At 68.1% G+C, this 16,769-nt stretch carries 16 protein-coding genes; 5 read left to right on the top strand and 11 right to left on the bottom strand.

Features of this window, described 5'->3' with window-relative positions; translation table 11 throughout:
• From dapA to ESZ52_RS17450, 4 genes are all read right to left on the bottom strand, one after another.
• Positions 1-1,023: a 4-hydroxy-tetrahydrodipicolinate synthase gene (gene dapA / locus ESZ52_RS17465; protein ID WP_131106047.1), complete on the bottom strand. Its 1,023-nt coding sequence runs from the start codon at positions 1,021-1,023 to the stop codon at positions 1-3.
• Positions 1,024-1,055: 32 nt separating this feature from the next.
• Positions 1,056-1,823 (bottom strand): 4-hydroxy-tetrahydrodipicolinate reductase, encoded by a 768-nt coding sequence (locus ESZ52_RS17460; protein WP_131106046.1) that lies wholly within the window; start codon positions 1,821-1,823, stop codon positions 1,056-1,058.
• A 164-nt stretch (positions 1,824-1,987) separates the two neighbouring features.
• Positions 1,988-2,653, bottom strand: coding sequence for a response regulator transcription factor (locus ESZ52_RS17455; protein ID WP_131106045.1), 666 nt, complete (start codon positions 2,651-2,653; stop codon positions 1,988-1,990).
• Positions 2,650-3,951: a sensor histidine kinase gene (locus ESZ52_RS17450; protein ID WP_131106044.1), complete on the bottom strand. Its 1,302-nt coding sequence runs from the start codon at positions 3,949-3,951 to the stop codon at positions 2,650-2,652. The genes ESZ52_RS17455 and ESZ52_RS17450 overlap by 4 nt, the downstream gene beginning before the upstream one ends.
• 651 nt (positions 3,952-4,602) lie before the next feature.
• Between ESZ52_RS17450 and ESZ52_RS17445 the strand changes: the two genes are divergently transcribed.
• A complete protein-coding gene (locus ESZ52_RS17445; RefSeq protein ID WP_131106043.1) occupies positions 4,603-5,049 on the top strand; it encodes a hypothetical protein in 447 nt (148 codons plus the stop codon).
• An 8-nt stretch (positions 5,050-5,057) separates the two neighbouring features.
• Entirely contained in the window at positions 5,058-5,636 is a 579-nt protein-coding gene (locus tag ESZ52_RS17440) for a signal peptidase I (protein ID WP_131106042.1), read from the top strand.
• 324 nt (positions 5,637-5,960) lie between these two features.
• Here ESZ52_RS17440 and ESZ52_RS17435 read toward each other — a convergent pair whose 3' ends face one another.
• Together ESZ52_RS17435 and ESZ52_RS17430 are read right to left on the bottom strand one after the other, a co-directional pair.
• Positions 5,961-6,704, bottom strand: coding sequence for an esterase family protein (locus ESZ52_RS17435; RefSeq protein ID WP_131106041.1), 744 nt, complete (start codon positions 6,702-6,704; stop codon positions 5,961-5,963).
• 58 nt (positions 6,705-6,762) lie between these two features.
• Entirely contained in the window at positions 6,763-6,963 is a 201-nt protein-coding gene (locus tag ESZ52_RS17430; RefSeq protein ID WP_131106040.1) for a hypothetical protein, read from the bottom strand.
• 121 nt (positions 6,964-7,084) lie between these two features.
• On the opposite strand from ESZ52_RS17430, the gene ESZ52_RS17425 reads away from it, so the two are divergent.
• The 3 genes from ESZ52_RS17425 to ESZ52_RS17415 all read left to right on the top strand — a co-directional run bounded on the left by ESZ52_RS17425 (position 7,085) and on the right by ESZ52_RS17415 (position 10,190).
• The gene (locus tag ESZ52_RS17425) at positions 7,085-8,350 is read left to right on the top strand and encodes an ATP-grasp domain-containing protein (protein WP_131106039.1); all 1,266 of its coding nucleotides are present in this window, start codon (positions 7,085-7,087) and stop codon (positions 8,348-8,350) included.
• Between the two features lie 88 nt (positions 8,351-8,438).
• On the top strand, positions 8,439-9,212 hold the full coding sequence (locus tag ESZ52_RS17420; RefSeq protein WP_131106038.1) for a hypothetical protein: 774 nt from the start codon (positions 8,439-8,441) through the stop codon (positions 9,210-9,212).
• A gap of 66 nt (positions 9,213-9,278) precedes the next feature.
• Positions 9,279-10,190 carry a glycosyltransferase gene (locus ESZ52_RS17415; protein WP_181009838.1) on the top strand — a complete coding sequence of 304 codons (912 nt, stop codon included), beginning with the start codon at positions 9,279-9,281 and terminating at the stop codon, positions 10,188-10,190.
• 23 nt (positions 10,191-10,213) lie between these two features.
• Here ESZ52_RS17415 and ESZ52_RS17410 read toward each other — a convergent pair whose 3' ends face one another.
• From ESZ52_RS17410 to ESZ52_RS17390, 5 genes are all read right to left on the bottom strand, one after another.
• A complete protein-coding gene (locus tag ESZ52_RS17410) occupies positions 10,214-12,292 on the bottom strand; it encodes an acyltransferase family protein (RefSeq protein ID WP_181009837.1) in 2,079 nt (692 codons plus the stop codon).
• A 65-nt stretch (positions 12,293-12,357) separates the two neighbouring features.
• The gene (locus tag ESZ52_RS17405; protein ID WP_131106035.1) at positions 12,358-13,950 is read right to left on the bottom strand and encodes a lipopolysaccharide biosynthesis protein; all 1,593 of its coding nucleotides are present in this window, start codon (positions 13,948-13,950) and stop codon (positions 12,358-12,360) included.
• Positions 13,950-15,224, bottom strand: coding sequence for a glycosyltransferase family 4 protein (locus ESZ52_RS17400; RefSeq protein WP_131106034.1), 1,275 nt, complete (start codon positions 15,222-15,224; stop codon positions 13,950-13,952). Before ESZ52_RS17400 ends, ESZ52_RS17405 begins: the two co-directional genes overlap by 1 nt.
• Positions 15,205-16,068 (bottom strand): glycosyltransferase family 2 protein, encoded by an 864-nt coding sequence (locus ESZ52_RS17395; RefSeq protein WP_131106033.1) that lies wholly within the window; start codon positions 16,066-16,068, stop codon positions 15,205-15,207. The genes ESZ52_RS17400 and ESZ52_RS17395 overlap by 20 nt, the downstream gene beginning before the upstream one ends.
• The gene (locus tag ESZ52_RS17390) at positions 16,061-16,582 is read right to left on the bottom strand and encodes an acyltransferase (RefSeq protein ID WP_131106032.1); all 522 of its coding nucleotides are present in this window, start codon (positions 16,580-16,582) and stop codon (positions 16,061-16,063) included. Before ESZ52_RS17390 ends, ESZ52_RS17395 begins: the two co-directional genes overlap by 8 nt.
• Positions 16,583-16,769 lie beyond the last annotated feature (187 nt).

Raw genomic sequence — 16,769 nt, 5'->3', positions numbered from 1 at the left:
TCACGACACCAGCGCCGCAGGGCTCGAGGGGATGGTGGGCATCGCCGCGGACGCGGCGCCCAACCCGGCCCGCGCGCGGCGCGCCCCCAGCAGCTCCGACAGTGCCTGCTGCACCTGCGTCCACGTGGCGGGCTCGGCCGGCGCCAGCGGCAGCCGGACCGTCCCGGTCGTCAGCCCCAGGCACGCCAGCGCCGCCTTGACCGGCACCGGGTTGGTCTCGGCGAAGAGGGCCGACATGAGCGGGGCCAGCAGCGCGAAGGTCGCCTGCGCGGAGCCCAGGTCCCCGGCGCGGGCGGCGCGCACCAGGTCCGCGGTCTCGGCGGGTGCGACGTTGCCGCAGACCGAGACCAGACCCTGGGCGCCGACGGCGATCGAGGCCAGGGCGAGGTCGTCGTCACCGGCCAGCACGGCCCGACCGGCCGGAGCCTCCTGGCAGAGGCGCGCGATCTGCCGCAGGTCGCCGGAGCTCTCCTTGAGCGCCACCACCTGGTCGATCTCCCACAGGCGACGCATCGCCGCCGGGGTGATGTTGCAGCCGGTGCGTCCGGGCACGTTGTAGGCGACGATCGGCAGACCGGGCGCTGCGGCAGCCACCGCGCGGTAGTGCGCGACGAGTCCGCCCACCTGCGGCTTGTTGTAGAACGGCGTCACGACGAGCAGACCGTCCGCCCCCGCCTCCGCCGCGGCGGCGGCCAGCTCGCCGGTGCGCCCGGTGTCGTTGTGACCGACCCCGACCACGACGGGGACGTGGCGCGAGCCGGCCCGGGCGATGGCCACGGCCTGGCGGACCAGGGCACGGCGCTCACGGTCGTCCACGGTCGCGGCCTCCCCCGTCGAGCCGAGCACGACCAGCCAGTCGGCTCCGCGCCCCTCGGCGAGCACGTGCTCGACCAGCCGCGCGAAGGCGGCGTGGTCCACCGCGGGCTTTCGCGCCCCACCCACGGCGTCGGTACCGGCGCCGAACGGCGTCGCCAGCGCGACGCCGAGGCCGGTGAAGGGCGCTGCGGTCGGGGTGGTGTCCATCGGGTCTTCCTTCGGGTATGCCGGTCCCCGCCTCAGGCGGGTGCCCCGGCGGGGGTGGGGTCGCCGGCAGGTGCGCCGGCTGGTGAGGAGGTGGGCGTGGGGCCGGCAAGCAGGCCACGGAGGTGGTCGGCGGCGAGGTCGTCGAGGGTGTAGAGACCAGGCTCGGGCCGGTCCGCGAGCCAGCGCGCTGCGGTGAGCGCGCCCGCGGCGAAGAGGTCACGGCTGTGTGCGGTGTGGCGCAGGGTGAGGGTCTCCAGCGCTGACGAGGCGATGACCTCGTGGTCGCCGACCACCTCCCCGAGCCGCAGGCTGGTGACCTGGACGTCCTCGGGCGCACGGCCGGCGCCACGGGCGAGCTCCTGACGCAGGGCAATCGCTGTCCCGCTCGGTGCGTCGACCTTGTGGCGGTGGTGGGTGTCGGTCACGGCCAGGTCGACGGGCGTGGGGGAGTGCGTCGCGTAGCCACCGAGCGCCTGCGCGAGCCGGCTCAGCAGGGCGACGCCGAGGGAGAAGTTGGGAGCGGTCAGGACGCGGAGGTCCCCGGCGCCGGGGCAGAGCACGGCGGGGTCCCAGCCCGTGGTGCCGATCACCAGGTCGGTGCCGGTGGCCCGCGCCCAGCGCAGATGAGCAGGCACCGCCGTCGCGGTGCTGACGTCGATCGCGACGTCCACCCTCGGCGCATCTGCGGTCAGGCCTTCCCGGCCGAACCCCCACCTGACCTCGAGGTCGTCCGTGGCGTCGGCAAGGGCCCGGATCGCCGTGCCGAGACGTCCGGTGCCGAGCAGACCAAGAGTGAGCACCCGATGAGTATGTGGCGCTCACGAGCCGAGATCAAACGGCGTTTGCGCAGGTCAGAGCAGGTTTTTCGGTGATACCGAGGCGGGCAGGAAGATGTCCTGCGCGAGGGTCCCCTTCGAGGTCCCACCGTCCGGTCGACACCGAGAAAGTTGAGACGGCCGTGAGCCTAGGGCTGGACGAGCCCGGAGCGGTAGGCGAGGGCGACGAGCTGGGCCCGGTCGTGCGAGCCGGTCTTCATCAGCAGCCGCGAGATGTGCGTCTTGACCGTCGACTCGGAGACGAAGAGCATCGCGGCCAGCTCCGGGTTGGTCGGGGCATCCCGCATGAGGCGCAGTACTTCCAGCTCCCGCTTGGACAGCATGTCGAGGTTGGGTCGGCCGGCCGCGTCGATCGGGGTCGTCTGGCGGAGGGTGTCGATCACCTTGCCCGCGACGCTGGGGTCGATCCAGGAGCCGCCGTCGGCGACGGCGCGCACGGCGTCGGGCAGGCCGGCGGGGGCCGCGTGCTTGAGCATGTATCCCGATGCACCGGCGCGCAGTGCGCCGTGCAGCAGGTCGTCCTGGTCGAAGGTGGTCAGCACCAGCACGGTGGTGACCGCGTTCGGGTCGTCCCGGTCGGCGGTGATCCGCCGGGTGGCCTCGATGCCGTCCACGCCGGGCATGCGGATGTCCATGACGACCACGTCGGGGTGCAGGTGGTGGGTCATCGCCACCGCCTGCGCACCGTCCTCGGCCTGACCGACGACCTCGATGTCGGGCTCCGCCGACAACAACATCGTCATGCCTGCGCGCACCGGCTTCTGGTCGTCGGCGATGACCACTCGGATGCTCATGACTCCTCCTCCCGAGCGCCGCTCCGGGCGGCAGACTGTGGCAGCAGAGCGGTGGTCACGAACTGGTCATCCAGCCAGCCCGCCTCGAAGGTGCCCCCGGCCAGCTCCACCCGCTCCCGCAGGCCGCGTAGCCCCAGGCCACCTTGCGGTGCATCGACCCGCATGCTGTCCCGTCCTCCCCGGCAGCGCACCTGCACTCGGACCTCCCGCTCGTCCCAGCACTCGTGGATGTCCACGACCGCGCCCCGCCCCAGGTGCTTGAGTGCGTTCGTCAACGACTCCTGCACGGTCCGGTAGGCGGCGATCCCCACAGAGGGGTCCAGCTCCCCTGGCGTCCCGGTCCGGTGCACATTCACCATGAGTCCGCTGCGCCGACCGGTGCGCACGAGGTCGTCCAGCTGGGCCAATCCTGGCGGCTCGCTCGGCCCAGCCACCTCAAGCTCCGGTGCGGCCGACACCGAGGTACCCAGCAGTCGGTGCAGCTCGCGCAAGCTCTGCGAGCCGGTCGTCTCGATGCTGCTCAACGCCTCAAGAATCGTCTGCACCCGCTCGTCCGGTGGCTGTTCGTCGGCGACGGTATGGCCGAGGGCGCGGGCTCCGGCAGCCTGCATCATCATCGCGCTCACCGAGTGAGCGAGGATGTCGTGCAGCTCGCGAGCGATCCGCTCCCGCTCGGCCCGGGTGGCGAGCTCGGCGTGCGCGTCCATCTGGGTGGCCAGCGCCGCCGCCCGACGGGAGGCGTGCTGCTCGCGGCGGGCGAAGATCCACACCATGAGCATGACGCTGGCCAGCACCCCGGCGGGGAGGGCCACGTCGGAGAACTGCAGGTCGCGGACGCCGTCGTTGCTGACCACCGCAGCCGTGGAGATCGCGACGGCGCCGAGGCCGACGCCCAGGACCAGCGCGGCGGTCCGGTGGCTCGCGTCACGGGCCGCGGCGTACAGGGCGACGAGCACGCAGATGATCGGCAGCGACTCCTGCACCCACAGGATGAGCCCGACCGTGATGGCGAGCACGTAGACCAGCACGGGGAAGCCGGCGCGCCACCGCCAGAGCAGGGCCGTGGCCATCGCCGCCACCACGACCACCGCCACGACCGGCGAGACGGGAGCGTCCCCGTGGCGGGTGTTCAGCTCGTTGGTGAACACCCCGAGGAAGAAGAGGTCGCCGATGAACGCCAGCACGACGATGAGCAGGTCGCGCCAGCGGATGCCGAACGGCAACGTTCCCGAGGGGGCTTCCCGCGAGAAGGTGACCGCACCCTGGGCGACCGCAGCGAGCTCGCTGTCACGGTTCACGCGAGCCTCCCTTCGGTGCGTCCTGCTCGGAAGGCTCAACCTACGGCAGCACGGCGACGTATATCTCGGGGTAACGGACGTACGGGTCCTGGCCGGCGACCATGGACCCACTCACCGGGACCGGACCTGTCCGCCGCCGAGTGCACCATCGGCACCACGGCGGCGGACGTGCTGTCACGGTTCGTCGTCTTGTGCTCGTCCCTGTCGCCCCCTGCGGCGACAGGGACGAGCACATGCGGCAGCAAGGTCGGGGTGGTGTCCCTGTGATCCACCCGCACAGTCGCGTTGTCGAGGGCCACGAGAGTGGCTGGTCCCACGGGTCGACCGTTGCTCTCGTTGTCCCTGGCCTCTACGACGAGGACCGGTCCCTGCTGCTGCACCAGACAAGTGTGGACGAGGGTTTCGCGAGGTTCGTCATCCTCCAGAATGATTTTTGCGAGGTATGCAAGGGGGTCGCCTCCGGGCCCTCCGAGCCCCTCCAGACGGGGCTCCGGCACGCTTTCGGGCGGGAAACCCATATAGGTCGCGGTCCTGGGTGTCTAGGCAGACGTGGCCGATCTGGGCTTATGTCGCATTTACGTCGCATAAACTCTTGCTTTACCCAGGGGAAGGAGGGGATATGCATATCGATTGCCTGATCGTTACCGTTTCGTGACCTACGGAAACGGTGATCGTGGTTTATGTTCTTGGCACCGGTGGAGAGTCACTCCACCAGACATCAAGAAGGGCAATCCCGTGAAGAAGCTAGTTCTTGCAGTCCTCGGAGGCACCGCCGTCGCCTCCCTCGCCTTCGCCTCGGCAGCGTCGCTGACGGTGGACGGCGGCGTCATGCAGGTGGGTCTCGACGGGGACCTCCGCTGTGACACGGACGGCGTAAAGGTAGAGTACGTTCTCGAGACAGACAACAGCACGGTGCAGAAGCTCCGGGTCACCGACATCGACGAGAAGTGCGACGGTGCAGAGATGTTCATCCGGACCAACCTGATGGCCAAGCAGCAGAGCGTGACCGTCGGTTCCACCGGCACGGAGACGTTCACGCTCAGCCCGCACCAGGACGCGGGCGCCCTGGACTCCGTGCGCATCTGGATCGACGGGTGATCTGAGCCGTGGCGGCCGTCACCGCTGGGTTACGGCCGCCACGGTCCGGCCCGGCCAACACCAGAACGCGGCGCCGGGCTCGCTCCCTCCTGGGGTGGCTCGCTATCGCCCTCGTCCTTGTGGCGTGGGCCTTCACTCTCCGGCCGACCCAGCTCGGTGGGCCGGCCAGCTTCATCGTGGTGAGCGGCGAGAGCATGGAGCCAACCCTCTACAACGGCGACCTGGTGATCCTCCGGGAGCGTGCCGAGTATGCGGTCGGTGACATCGTGGTCTTCCCGGTGCCCGAGGGCGAGCCCAGCGCCGGTGTGCTGATCATCCACCGCATCGTCGACGGTACGCCGGAGCGATTCGTTATTCAGGGAGACAACCGTGACGAAATCGACGAATGGTCTCCGGCAGCCGAAGACATTGAAGGTTCACTCTGGTTGCACGTCCCCTCCGGCGGCCGCGTCGTGATGACCTTGTTCAGCCCGCCGGTCGCGGCGGGGTTGGCGGGTGGAGCGTTCACCATGTGGCTGCTTCTCAGGGATCCCCAGCCCGGGAAGCAGAAGAGTGGCGCCGAAAAGAAAGCCGGTTCAGGTGATTAAATTCCTCGCGTCTGCGGCGCTGCTCGGCGCACTCCTCGGAATTCTTGGTGCGCACGACGTCGCATCTGCGAGCTCCCTCCACGTCGACGGCGGCGTGCTGCAGCACTGGGAGCTGCCGGCTCACCTGCCGACTCAACCGCCGGGCCCACCATCCCCCTGACGCAGTCGCCAGGGTGCTGCTAGTGTTACCGGTCGGTAGGGGCTGCGTAGTGCAGTCTCCTGCCCTGGGTGCCTCCTGCCGCCGTGACCGGCGGGAGGCGCCCCGACACCGCGCGAGATCCCGCCCTCAGCGCGGGACCCGCCCCTCAGCGGGGGATCCCACCCTCAGCAGAAGCGGGGGAGGTGGTGTTCTAGCTGCTTGCGCCACCAGGGCCAGTCATGAGCGCTGTCGAAGCCCCAGACGTCCAGCTCGTGGGGGATCCCCTTGTCGGCGAGGATGTGCGCCATCCGGTGGGCGCCGGGCAGGGACTGGGTGGGGTGCACCTCGAAGGGCCCCTGACCCACGACGAGCAGGATGTTGGCGTGGGCGCGCACCCAGGCCAGGTGATCCCCCTCCATGCCCGCGACGTAGGCCGTGGGGTTGGCGAAATAGGTCGCCTCGCCGAACTCACCCCATCCGTGCCAGCTGGTCGGGTCGAAGTTTGCCGAGAGGCTGATCGCTACCGGGAAGACGTCCGGACGCGTCAGGCCCATGTGGACCGCGTGGTAGCCGCCCATGCTGGCCCCGACCGTGACGATTCCCGCATGACCGGGTGAGTCGGCGTTGATGCGGGGGACGACGGTCTCGAGGAGCCAGCGCTCGTAGACCCGGTGGCGGCGGGCCCGCTCCTCGGTCGGCAGGGTGTTGCAGCTCCACGTGAGGTGGTCGATCGCGTCGACGCAGTAGACCTTGACGCGGCCGGCTTCGATGAGCGTCCTGATGGGCTCGACCATGCCGTTGTTCTCGAAGTCCCAGGCGCGACCGGCTTCGGAGGGGAAGACCAGCACCGGCCGGCCCCAGTGTCCGTAGCGGATCACGGTGCCCCGGCCAGTGCCCTCGGTGTCAAGGTCGACCTGCACGCGCTCCATACCGTCCTCCTCGATCGGGTGGGCTCCGGTCAGGGGTAAAGCCTGCCATAGCGAGCGTTCAGCCCGCGCGCGTGCCGCTCTCGTCCTCGTCCTCGTCATCGTCCTCCAGCTCGTCCTCGGCCTGGTCGAGAATCAACGGGATTCCGCCGAGGACGTCCCGGCTCGACGACATCGAGATGGCGAGCCAGGCCCCGGCGAGGACGACGAGGAGACCGATGCCGATCCAGAGCAACGCCGTCTGGTCAAGGCCGGAAAACACGTAGCAGCACTCTCGAAACAGGTAAAGGGGCATCGAGCCGCAACCGCGCGGCAAGGGGACCCATGCAGCCTACCAGCGAGATCCTGTGGTGCCCGGCTCCCCCAGCCGCTACCGTGCCTCCATGGTCAACGACGTGAAGACCCACCTGATCGGTCTGCTCCTGGGCGCGGAGGAGGACTGGCCGCGGGCGTTCGAGTCCATCCTCTCGCTCGTCGGGCCGCTGGACGTCAAGGGCACCACCCACACCTTCACCTCCGAACGGGTGCGGATCCATCCCTTCGACCTGACCGACCCGGTGCGCTACGGCCTGGTGATCGACCGGCTGGCGTACTGGTACTACCACCCGCGCGAGTGGCTGAAGAAGGCGTCGCTGATGAACGACACCTACCTGCTCAACAGCCCCTTCACCTTCCAGGCGATGGAGAAGCACAGCGCGTACGTGGCGATGCTGCGCCTGGGGATGAAGATTCCCAAGACCGTGCTCGTGCCCTACAAGAACCCGGTCGACAACACCCGGTGGGCCTATACGGCGGCGCGCTACAACGACCCCTTCGACCTGGAGGCCATCGCCGAAGAGGTCGGCTACCCGCTCTTCATGAAGCCGTTCGACGGTGGCGGTTGGCGGGGGGTGTCCCGGGTCGACGACGTCGAGACGCTGCACCGTGCCTACGACGAGTCGGGCAACATGCTCATGCACCTGCAGGCCACGGTCGACTACGAACACTTCGCCCGGGCGCTGACCATCGGCCCGGAGACCATGGTGATGGACTTCCGGCCCGAGCAGCCCATGCACAACCGGTATGCCGTCACGCACGACTTCCTCTCCCCCCAGGCGGGGTGGGAGGCCGAGACGGTGAGCAAGGTGGTCAACGCCTTCTTCGGCTGGGAGTTCAACTCCGCGGAGATGCTCGTGGCCGGCGACGAGGTGCACCCCATCGACTACGCCAACGCCTGCCCCGACGTCGCGGTCACCTCGCTGCACTACTACTTCCCCTGGGCGATCACGGCGCTGGTGCGCTGGTCGGCCTACTGCCTGGTGACCGGCCGACGGCCGAAGATCGGCGTCCGTGACCCCCGCACCTACTTCGACATCGCCGACGACCCTGACCGCACCTATCTGGAGAAGATGCAGGCCTACCGCCAGCTCGCGGACCAGGAGTTCGAGGCGGACCGCTACTGGGAGTGGTGCGAGACGCACCTGCCTCACCTGCCGGAGCGCGTGCTGGAGTGGGTTGACTCCCCGGCCTTCCAGCAGCTGCTCGAGGACACGGTCCGGGCGACCTATCCCCAGCACGAGCAGGAGAAGTTCATGGCCCACTTCGGCGGGCTGTTAGACCTGTGGGTGAACGACCAGCGACGAGTGGCAGGAGGTGGATCCCGGGCGTGACCTCCGCGCCTCGGAGGTTGTGCATTCTCCTTGAACCGGTTTCAAGACGGGCCCTATACGGATCCGTGATGGGTCGCTACCATGCGGCATGCAGTTCACCCAGCGTTCCCCGTGGCGTCATTTTCCTGCCGTTTTTCGCGTCCTCCTCGTAGCAGGCCCCGCGCTTGCTCTGCTCGGCGCCTACGCGCTGTATCTCGTCCACCTCGACGGCTATCTGTGGGCGACAGGTGAGGACCGGGCGGTCGAGTGGGCCACGGTCGTGACTTACCTGGTGGCGCTCGCGGTCGCTGCCGCACTGGTGCCACGCTGGTGGACCTCCGGCCTACGACTCAACGCTGTCGCGTACGTGCTCCTGTGCGGCGCGTTCTTCTTCATCGCAGGGGAGGAGATCAGCTGGGGCCAGCGCATCCTGGGCTTCGAAGGGCCCCCGGCACTTGTCGCCGCGAACCAGCAGGACGAGGCGAACCTGCATAATCTGCTGGGTCGGTATGCACTCCACGGCCTGTACATCGTGATCGGCGTGTGGGGGATCGGCGTCGGCCGCTGGGTGGCACGCAGGGTGGCGTGGTTGCGTCCCTGGTATGCGTTCGCGCCGTCCAAGGAGCTGTTCTGGTGGTTCCTTCCAGCCCTGGCGTACTACGCGTACGTTGACTACGTCGCCCCTGCCGGACGTGCCCTCGGCGTTGCGCTGGGGGAAGGGCCACCGCGGTTTCAGGAGCCGGTCGAGCTTTTGCTGGGGTTGGGTTTCCTGCTCTTTGTCGTAGAGGCGTGGATGCGGCTCAATGACCACGCGGCCGCGGCCATGAACGCAGGCGCCCCACCGGACCTGCAACGCCTTGGTGCCGCCGATCACCGTGAGTAGGATGACCTCTCCGTGTTTCTCGGCCCGACGATGAGGTAGCTGATGTCTTTGAGCGTTGAGGTCCTGATGGCGACCTACAACAACGAGGCCTACTTGGAGCCGATGTTGGACTCGCTCCTGGCACAGACCAGCCCCTTCTCGTTGATCGTCAGTGATGACTGCTCGCAGGACAGGACTGTCGAAATCCTGCAGCGATATGAGCCCATTTTCGAGGGTCGGATGCGCCTGCACCTTCAGCCACGACCCAGCGGCTCCGCCAAGGCGAACTATGCCGTCTTGATGGAGCTGTCGACTTCGGCCCACGTGCTGTTCGCTGACGCGGACGATGTCTGGGACGCGGACAAGGTCAGGCGAACCGTGTCTGCCCTGCAGAGGATGGAGGCGGAGCACGGGGTCGACGTCCCGGCCCTCGTCTTCTCGGATGTGCGTCTGATCGACGGGGCGGGGGCCGCGAAGGGCGACTCCTACTGGGAGTACAAGAAGATCCGACCGTCGATCGCTCAGTCCTTAGGCGGGCTGTTGGTCTGCCCTCCGATGCTGGGCTGCGCTACCGGTGCCAACGCTGCCCTCATCCGTCGCTCCGTGCCCGTCCCAGTGGATCAGGTCACCGGGCACGACTGGTGGATGATGCTCGTTGCGAACGTCTTCGGTCACGTCGCACCGATGCATGAGCAGACGATGAGCTACCGACTTCACGGCAACAACTCCTCGGATCAGAAGGAAGTCAAGCTCACCTCGTACGCCAAGGCGCCCGGCAAGATGGCGGCAGTCAGGCACGGCATGGACATGCGCCGGCTTCAGGCGCAAGCGCTTATCGACCAGTTCGGCGACGAGCTCCCGGCTACGGCGCGGGCTCGGGTCGAGCGCTTCGTACGGACCGAGGAACAGACCTTTCTCCGGCGCAGGGTCACGCTTCTGACCGGGGGCTACCTGTACAGCGACCTACCTCGTAACCTCGGCATGCTGGCTCTCGCCTGAACCCCGGTCGGTGCCGGCGTTCCTCACGCCTGTGACTCTCCGTCCTCGCTCAGCACTCGGGTCCAGCACTCGGCGACTTCTTCAGAAAGCGTGCGCATGTACGCCCTCGAGACGTGGTCGTCGTCGACGTAGACGACGACATTGCCGATGGCAGCGGGGCATTGGCCGTCCGCACAGAAAAGCTCACGCACCGGCATGAGATGCACGGGAAGTCCCTCGGCCTGCAGTCTGGCAGCTGCGGCGTGGAGAGGGCTCGGGCCTGGTTGGGATGCCTCCGACTCGGGGCGACCACACTCGTTGACCGGTGCCTCGGCCAGGCACTCCAGAACCCCCGGCCGAGGAAGGGGGGTCTCCTCCATCACGACGACCTGCTTCCCGGCTTCGACCCACCGCGTCCAGGCCTCGGCGTAACCGGAGACGCCTGTCTCGAAGGGAGTTTGACCATCGGCAGGCACCCAGGTAATCGTGTTGAGGGCTGCCGTCATCACCAGATTGATGTCCGGATCTGAGGCGACCTCGTCGATCACGCCCTGCGACCAGGCATCGCACAGTTCCTGCTCGCCAGGTACGTAGCGCTTGGTGACCGCTGCGCTGACCGGGCAGGCGCCACGGAGATACGTCACGAGCCGCCAACCCTCGTTCTCGGCAGCGATCTGCGCTGCGGGCAGCCAGGCCAGCCCGTGCGAGTCCCCGACGAGTGCCACCGTCACGTCCGCGTCCGGGTCGCCGAAGCTGCAACGGATGACCTCTGAGGACGTCACGACCTGCATACACTCCGTGTTCTCCGGGGAACGGGAGAACTTCGCGAAGGCCGTTGCGAGCGGCGGAATGAGCTCGTCGCCGAAGGGCGGCGCACAGCTGGGGTCGGAGAGCGCGTCAGCTCCGTAGCAGGGAAGGTCCTCCTGCAGCGCCTGCCGCTCGAGGGCAGAGGCCCGGGCCGATGACGTGCTGATGGCCTGGAGCTGGACGACACAGCCCACCACCACCACCAAGGGGAGCGCCGCCGTCACGATGATGGACTGCCTGCGCCAGGGATCCCGCCCCCGCACGACGACCATCCCACCTTCGCGGAAGCGGTCCTCGACCTGGGTCTTCGTCACCCAGGCCAGGACGAAGCAGAGGACGACCATGATGAGCTGGGTGAGCGGGGAAGGGCGACCACCGAGCAGCGACGGCGCGAGCACGATGACCGGCCAGTGCCACAGGTAGAGCGAGTAGGAGATGTCGCCCATCCATACCACGGGTCGCGAGAGCGCCAGGCGACTGAGCCCCCGGCGCCCGGCCCCGAAACCGCCCCAGATGCACAGTGCCGTGGCGAGGACGGGGATCGCACCGATCCACCCGGGGAACGGCCAGGAGCCCTGATAGATGACGAGGCACACCACGAGGACAAGACCGCCCGTCCAACCCGCAGTGGCACGCCACCGTCCTTGATACGAGGACGGGGCCAGGGCCAGGAGCGCACCCACGCCGAACTCCCAGGCCCGGATGTGGGTGGCGAAGAAGGAGTACTGCCAGTCGTTCGGGGTCACCACGACCGAGGCGACGAAGGACGCCACGGTCAGCAACGCCAGCGCGACGACGATGCTGCGGCGGGTATGCCCGATCCGGCGGCCCACCCACGCCACCAGCACGATGACGACCGGCCACGCGAGGTAGAACTGCTCCTCGACGGAGAGGGACCAGTAGTGCTGAGCCAACGACGGGGTACCCGCGAAGTAGTCACTACCTGTGTAGACCAAGAACCAGTTCTGGACGTAGAGGGTGGCTGCGAGAAGCTCGGAGAAAGTGTCCAGCCAGAGGCTGACAGGCTGGACCAGCCAGGCGACGAAACCGGACACGAGCGCCACAAGAGCAGCGGCAGGAAGCAGTCGACGTGCTCGGCGTAGGTAGAACGGGCCGAAGGCGAACTGCCGCCGCTCCACCTGCCGCACGATCCCGCCGGTGATCAAGAAGCCTGAGATGACGAAGAAGGCGTCGACCCCGAGAAAGCCACCGGGCAGGACCCATGGCCAGAAGTGGAAGATGAGGACGGCACCGACCGCGACCGCCCTCAATGTCTGGATATGGGTGAGGCGGGTAGGAGCAGCTGCGCCGGTCACTTTGCTCTCTTGCGTAGACGTGCTCCGTCCGACAGCTGGTATGCGTGCGCTAGTTCCGTCATGCCTTAGCCCTCGTCACGACCCGATCGAGGGGAGATTCTTGTCCGCACGAGGTCCCAGACGCGGCGGGGCCCCCAAGTGGTCACGACGAAAAGGGCCAGTGCTGGGCTGGCAGCCGCGCCGCAGAGCAACAACCCAACGCCCCCGTCGGGCAGGTAGCCCTGGGTGATGAGGTGGCTCATGGCGGCGACTAGGCCGAGGCTCAGGGTGCCGGACAGGACCGACTGCCACCAAGGAATGTCACCGAGCAGCGAGGGGGCGGGGACCGGCAGGGACCGGGACACGAACAGCAGCATGGCCAGTCCCACGAGGTAGCCGAGCACCGCCGCGGCGGCCGCTCCCAGAGCGCCGAACTGGGGGATGAGGAGCAGTGAGCTGGCGACCAGCACCACGGCCGTCACACCGGAGCCCCACATCTCGAAGTTGGGCCGCCCCTGGAGCAGCTGCCACTGGAGCAAGACCTGCGGCAGCAGCGACAGCCATTGTGCCACCAGCATGACGGCGGCCACCTGGCCGGCCAGATGGCCCTCCAGCGGAAGCCAGATGTTCACGCCGACGTACGCGGCTGGAGCGCCGACGACGCACCAGCCGGTGACGGCCCGGACCCAGGTCCGTTGAAGTGTCCGCGCTTCTCCGAGGGTGGCCGCGGCGCCTTTCGCGCCAACACTGCGTCCCAGCATGGCCTGGATGGGCACGACGCCGTTCATCGGGATCAGCTTGAGCTGCTGGGCGAAGGTGCTTCCCGGCCCGAAGTCGGCGACCTGCACCGGTTGCATGCGGCCCATGATGAGAAGCGGAGCCTGCATGGCGGCCACGGTGAGAGTGCCGGCGATCTGGATCCGCCAGGACACGCGGGCCACCTCCAGGAAGCGCTCTCGCGTCACAAGACCTAGGCCTTGCCGAGACAGGTGGCGCAGGGTGGGAGGGACGATCACGAGCGTGGCTATCACGTGCTGGGCGATGAAGGCGTAGGCGATCCCTCGCAGGCCGAGGCCGCTGGAGAGGGCCCACACCATACCGATCGCGTAGCCCGTGTAGCTGGCCAGTGAGGACATCGAGGTGAGGGTGAACCGTTCATAGGCGTGCAGAACGGCCGCGAAGAGGTTGCGCAGCAGGCTCGTGGCGACGAGGAGCAACAGCACCTGGAGCAGGAAGGTCGCGTCGTCCTGCAGTTGCGGTGGCGTCTGGAAGAACGCAGCGAGCTGCCCAGCGAACGCGAGCGCCGGCACCAGAAGGACAGCACTGACCACGATGACGGCCGCCGAGAGCGAGATCAGCAGACGGGTGTTGGATGCCCGGTCGTCCTTACCGGCAAGCAGGGTGAAGAAGTGCTGGGCACTGCGGCCGATGCCACCATCGAAGTGCCCCAACAGGTGAGTCAGGGAGCTCAGGACCAGCCAGAGCCCGTAACCGGAACGCCCCAGACTGGTGATGACGAACGGTGTCAGCGCCAGGTTGACGAACAGCGGCATGATCTGAGCGATGATGCGCGAGCTGCTGCCCTTGATCAGTCTGGCCGCCAGACTGGGCTGGGGAGTCGGTTGCGGCCCCGTCTGCGGCGCCGCGTCGGCGCTCGTGGTCGGATGGAGGTCGGACATCAGGCGGGGACGGGCACGTTGGCGAGGAGGAAGTCGGCCATAGCGGGTCCGGTGGTGCGGGGCGTGAACTCCTCAAGGATGGCGGCGCGACCGGCGCGACCCATCTGCAACCGCAGGTGCGGATCTGCTGCCAGCCGGGCGATGGCCTCGGCCAGGTGGTCGACCCGTGCCATGCTGACCATCAAGCCGTTCTCGCCGTCCCTGACCAGCTCACCCACGGCGGCGACCGCGGTGGAGATGACCGGTAGCTCGGTGCTCATGGCTTCCATCAGCACCACCGGCAGACCTTCCATGAAGGAGGTCATGAGGTAGGCGTCGGCCCAGTGGTAGTGCTCCACGATGTCGTCCTGGCCGACCGGGCCCACCAGCTGGACCCGGTCCTGGAGGTCGAGCGCCGCGACATGTGCGCGCAGTGCGTCCTCGTCCGGTCCCTGCCCGATGATGCGGACCTCCACGTCGACTCCTTCGCGCCGGAGCACGTCGACCGCGTCGGTCAGCACATGAAAACCTTTCAGCGTGACGAGCCGGCCGACCGCGAGCGCCCGCATCGGACCGTCATGGTGACGAGGGGCCCGCGGGGGGTGGTAGACGTCAGGGTCCACCGACATCCGCACGACGCGGATCTTGTCCCAGTGCGACCGTTCCACCAGACGCATCAGCTGGCCACGGGTGAAGTCGCTGATGCAGGCGATGGCCCTCGCCTGACGGATCTTGGCGGGTAGGTCCCACGCCATGATGTTCTCGAACTCGGCCGACCCATGGATCGTCGCCGACCAGGTCCACGTTCCCGGACCGTCCACCGCGTCCCCGAGCTGACAGGTGAGACGGGCGACGTCCGCAGACACGTTCGCATGATGCACGTGCACGTGCCGCAGACCCCGGGCCCGCATCTGGTCGTGCAGGACGACAGCTTCGCCGTAGTAGAACATCTGCCAGAGACGGGCTCTGGGCGTGGCTTCGCCGCTGCCGAGGGCCGTCCGGATCGTCGACAGGGCACCGCGGGGGTGGCGTCCGAGCATCGAGCCGTGCGCTCGCAACCAAGGACGGGGCTGCCCGTTCAGGAGCACGAAGGTGCTCGCCGCTTCGGTCCGCATCGTGGCCGAGAGCAGGTCCTGCGGTGGCGAGGCCCGCACCGAGAAGGTGTGGACCTCCAGTCCCTGGGCGCGGACCGCCGCGATCTCTCGCTCGATGAAGGTGTGCGACAGCGCGGGATAACGGCTGTTGAGGTAGGCGAGCCGACGCACGGGGGCCTCGTCACCGGCTGGACTCGTCACGGTGCCACCTTCCAGTCATCCGGCGGTTCGACCTCGCCAGGGTGGTGATGCCGACGTAGACGGCGGCCGACGGCAGCTCCTGCGGTCGCGACGCCACCAGGCGGAGCAACGCCCGCAGGGTGCTGGACGTCGTGCGCGAGAAGTCCTGGCTCTGTGCCAGAGCGCCAACTTCCTCCGGATTGGTCCGGGCCAGCTGAGCGTTGCCGGCCGCGAGTCGGGCCCGGACCCGGACAAGATCGCGCCACCTGCGCGGCGTGCGCACCGTGCTCCACCCCTCGCAGACAACCCTCTCCTCCGAGGTGAAGAGTCGGTTGACGAACAGGTCATCCCCGAGGACGTCGGGAAACTGCTGGAACCGAGCGCGGCCCGCCTTGCTCACTGCGTAGACGCCCCGCCCGACGGTCGTCTCGCGAGCCGAGGGCAACTGCCTGAAGACGCGGTAGTAGGCCCGCACCCACAGGTCGGCCCCCTGCGTGTCGTAGCGCACCGAAGGGGCAGCCAGGCGGGGCTGATCGGTGTCCAGCGCGGCGATCATGCTGCGCAGTGCTTGCTGGTCGAGCTCGACGTCGGCGTCGAGGTAGATGCGCGGGAACGTGGTCGCGGCCTCGTCACCGGCGTTGAGCGCCCCCGTCTTGCCCGGTTCAGGGAGGTCCAGCACGTGCACCCCTGGCACCTGGCGGGCGACCGCCACGGTGTCGTCCTGACAGCCGTTGGCGACGACGATGATCTCTAGCGGCAGTGACGAGCTGAGGGTGAGGAGCGGGTGCAGACAGCCTCGGATGTGTCGACCCTCGTTGTGCGCCGGGATCACGACGCTGGCACGAGGCGTGGACACGTCAGGCATGTGGAGCGACCTGCCGGCTTCTCAAGACCTTGGCGGGGACCCCGCCGACGATGGAGTAGGGAGGGACGTCATGGACAACGACGGACCCGGCGGCAAGAACCGAGCCGGTTCCCACCCGTACACCAGGCATGATCGTCACGTTCGCGCCGATCCACACGTCGTCCTCGATGACGACCGGCTTGTACTCCTGAAAACCTTGCTGGTTCATCGGCACGGTGGTGTCGTCGATGCGGTGATTTCTGGTCAGGATGGTGCACCGGGGGCCCATCATGACGTCGTTGCCGATCGTCACGGGCCCGTGAATGTCCGCGTCTACCCCTAGTCCGGAGCGGTCGCCGAGGGTGAGCAGACGGCCAGAGCCGAAAACCGCCCCTGTCTCGATGTTGATGTCGCGGCCCGCTTGTCCCAGCAGAGGGCCGGCCAGTCGTCGACGCAGCACGGCGGCCGCGGAGCCTCCGGGCGCGTAGCTGCGGGGCAAGCGGCTGGCGAGCGAGTAGTACAGGACATACCGCATGCCATTTGCGAGTCGCTGAGCCCGGGTCACTATCACTCCTGCGGGTCTGGGCATCGCGGCACGGTCCACGACGTCGGCTGCGGGTCACTCCGACCCAAGCAGCCACAGGTTAACTCACATCATCGGGGGGCGGTAGGGGGCTCGCGTTTGGCACGCGGTCCGGTCAAGCCTGAGCAGTCTTCGCAGG

This window comes from Ornithinimicrobium sufpigmenti (genome assembly GCF_004322775.1).
Taxonomy (GTDB): Bacteria; Actinomycetota; Actinomycetes; order Actinomycetales; family Dermatophilaceae; genus Ornithinicoccus; species Ornithinicoccus sufpigmenti.
This window is presented reverse-complemented; position numbering and strand designations above follow the sequence as displayed.

Excerpts from the sequence above, each read along its gene's own strand:
- dapA (WP_131106047.1), bottom strand. The coding sequence starts at position 1,023 with ATGGACACCACCCCGACCGCAGCGCCCTTCACCGGCCTCGGCGTCGCG.
- ESZ52_RS17390 (WP_131106032.1), bottom strand. The coding sequence starts at position 16,582 with ATGCGGTATGTCCTGTACTACTCGCTCGCCAGCCGCTTGCCCCGCAGC.
- ESZ52_RS17435 (WP_131106041.1), bottom strand. The coding sequence starts at position 6,704 with ATGGAGCGCGTGCAGGTCGACCTTGACACCGAGGGCACTGGCCGGGGC.
- ESZ52_RS17395 (WP_131106033.1), bottom strand. The coding sequence starts at position 16,068 with ATGCCTGACGTGTCCACGCCTCGTGCCAGCGTCGTGATCCCGGCGCAC.
- ESZ52_RS17405 (WP_131106035.1), bottom strand. The coding sequence starts at position 13,950 with ATGTCCGACCTCCATCCGACCACGAGCGCCGACGCGGCGCCGCAGACG.
- ESZ52_RS17415 (WP_181009838.1), top strand. The coding sequence starts at position 9,279 with ATGGCGACCTACAACAACGAGGCCTACTTGGAGCCGATGTTGGACTCG.
- ESZ52_RS17455 (WP_131106045.1), bottom strand. The coding sequence starts at position 2,653 with ATGAGCATCCGAGTGGTCATCGCCGACGACCAGAAGCCGGTGCGCGCA.
- ESZ52_RS17420 (WP_131106038.1), top strand. The coding sequence starts at position 8,439 with ATGCAGTTCACCCAGCGTTCCCCGTGGCGTCATTTTCCTGCCGTTTTT.
- ESZ52_RS17425 (WP_131106039.1), top strand. The coding sequence starts at position 7,085 with ATGGTCAACGACGTGAAGACCCACCTGATCGGTCTGCTCCTGGGCGCG.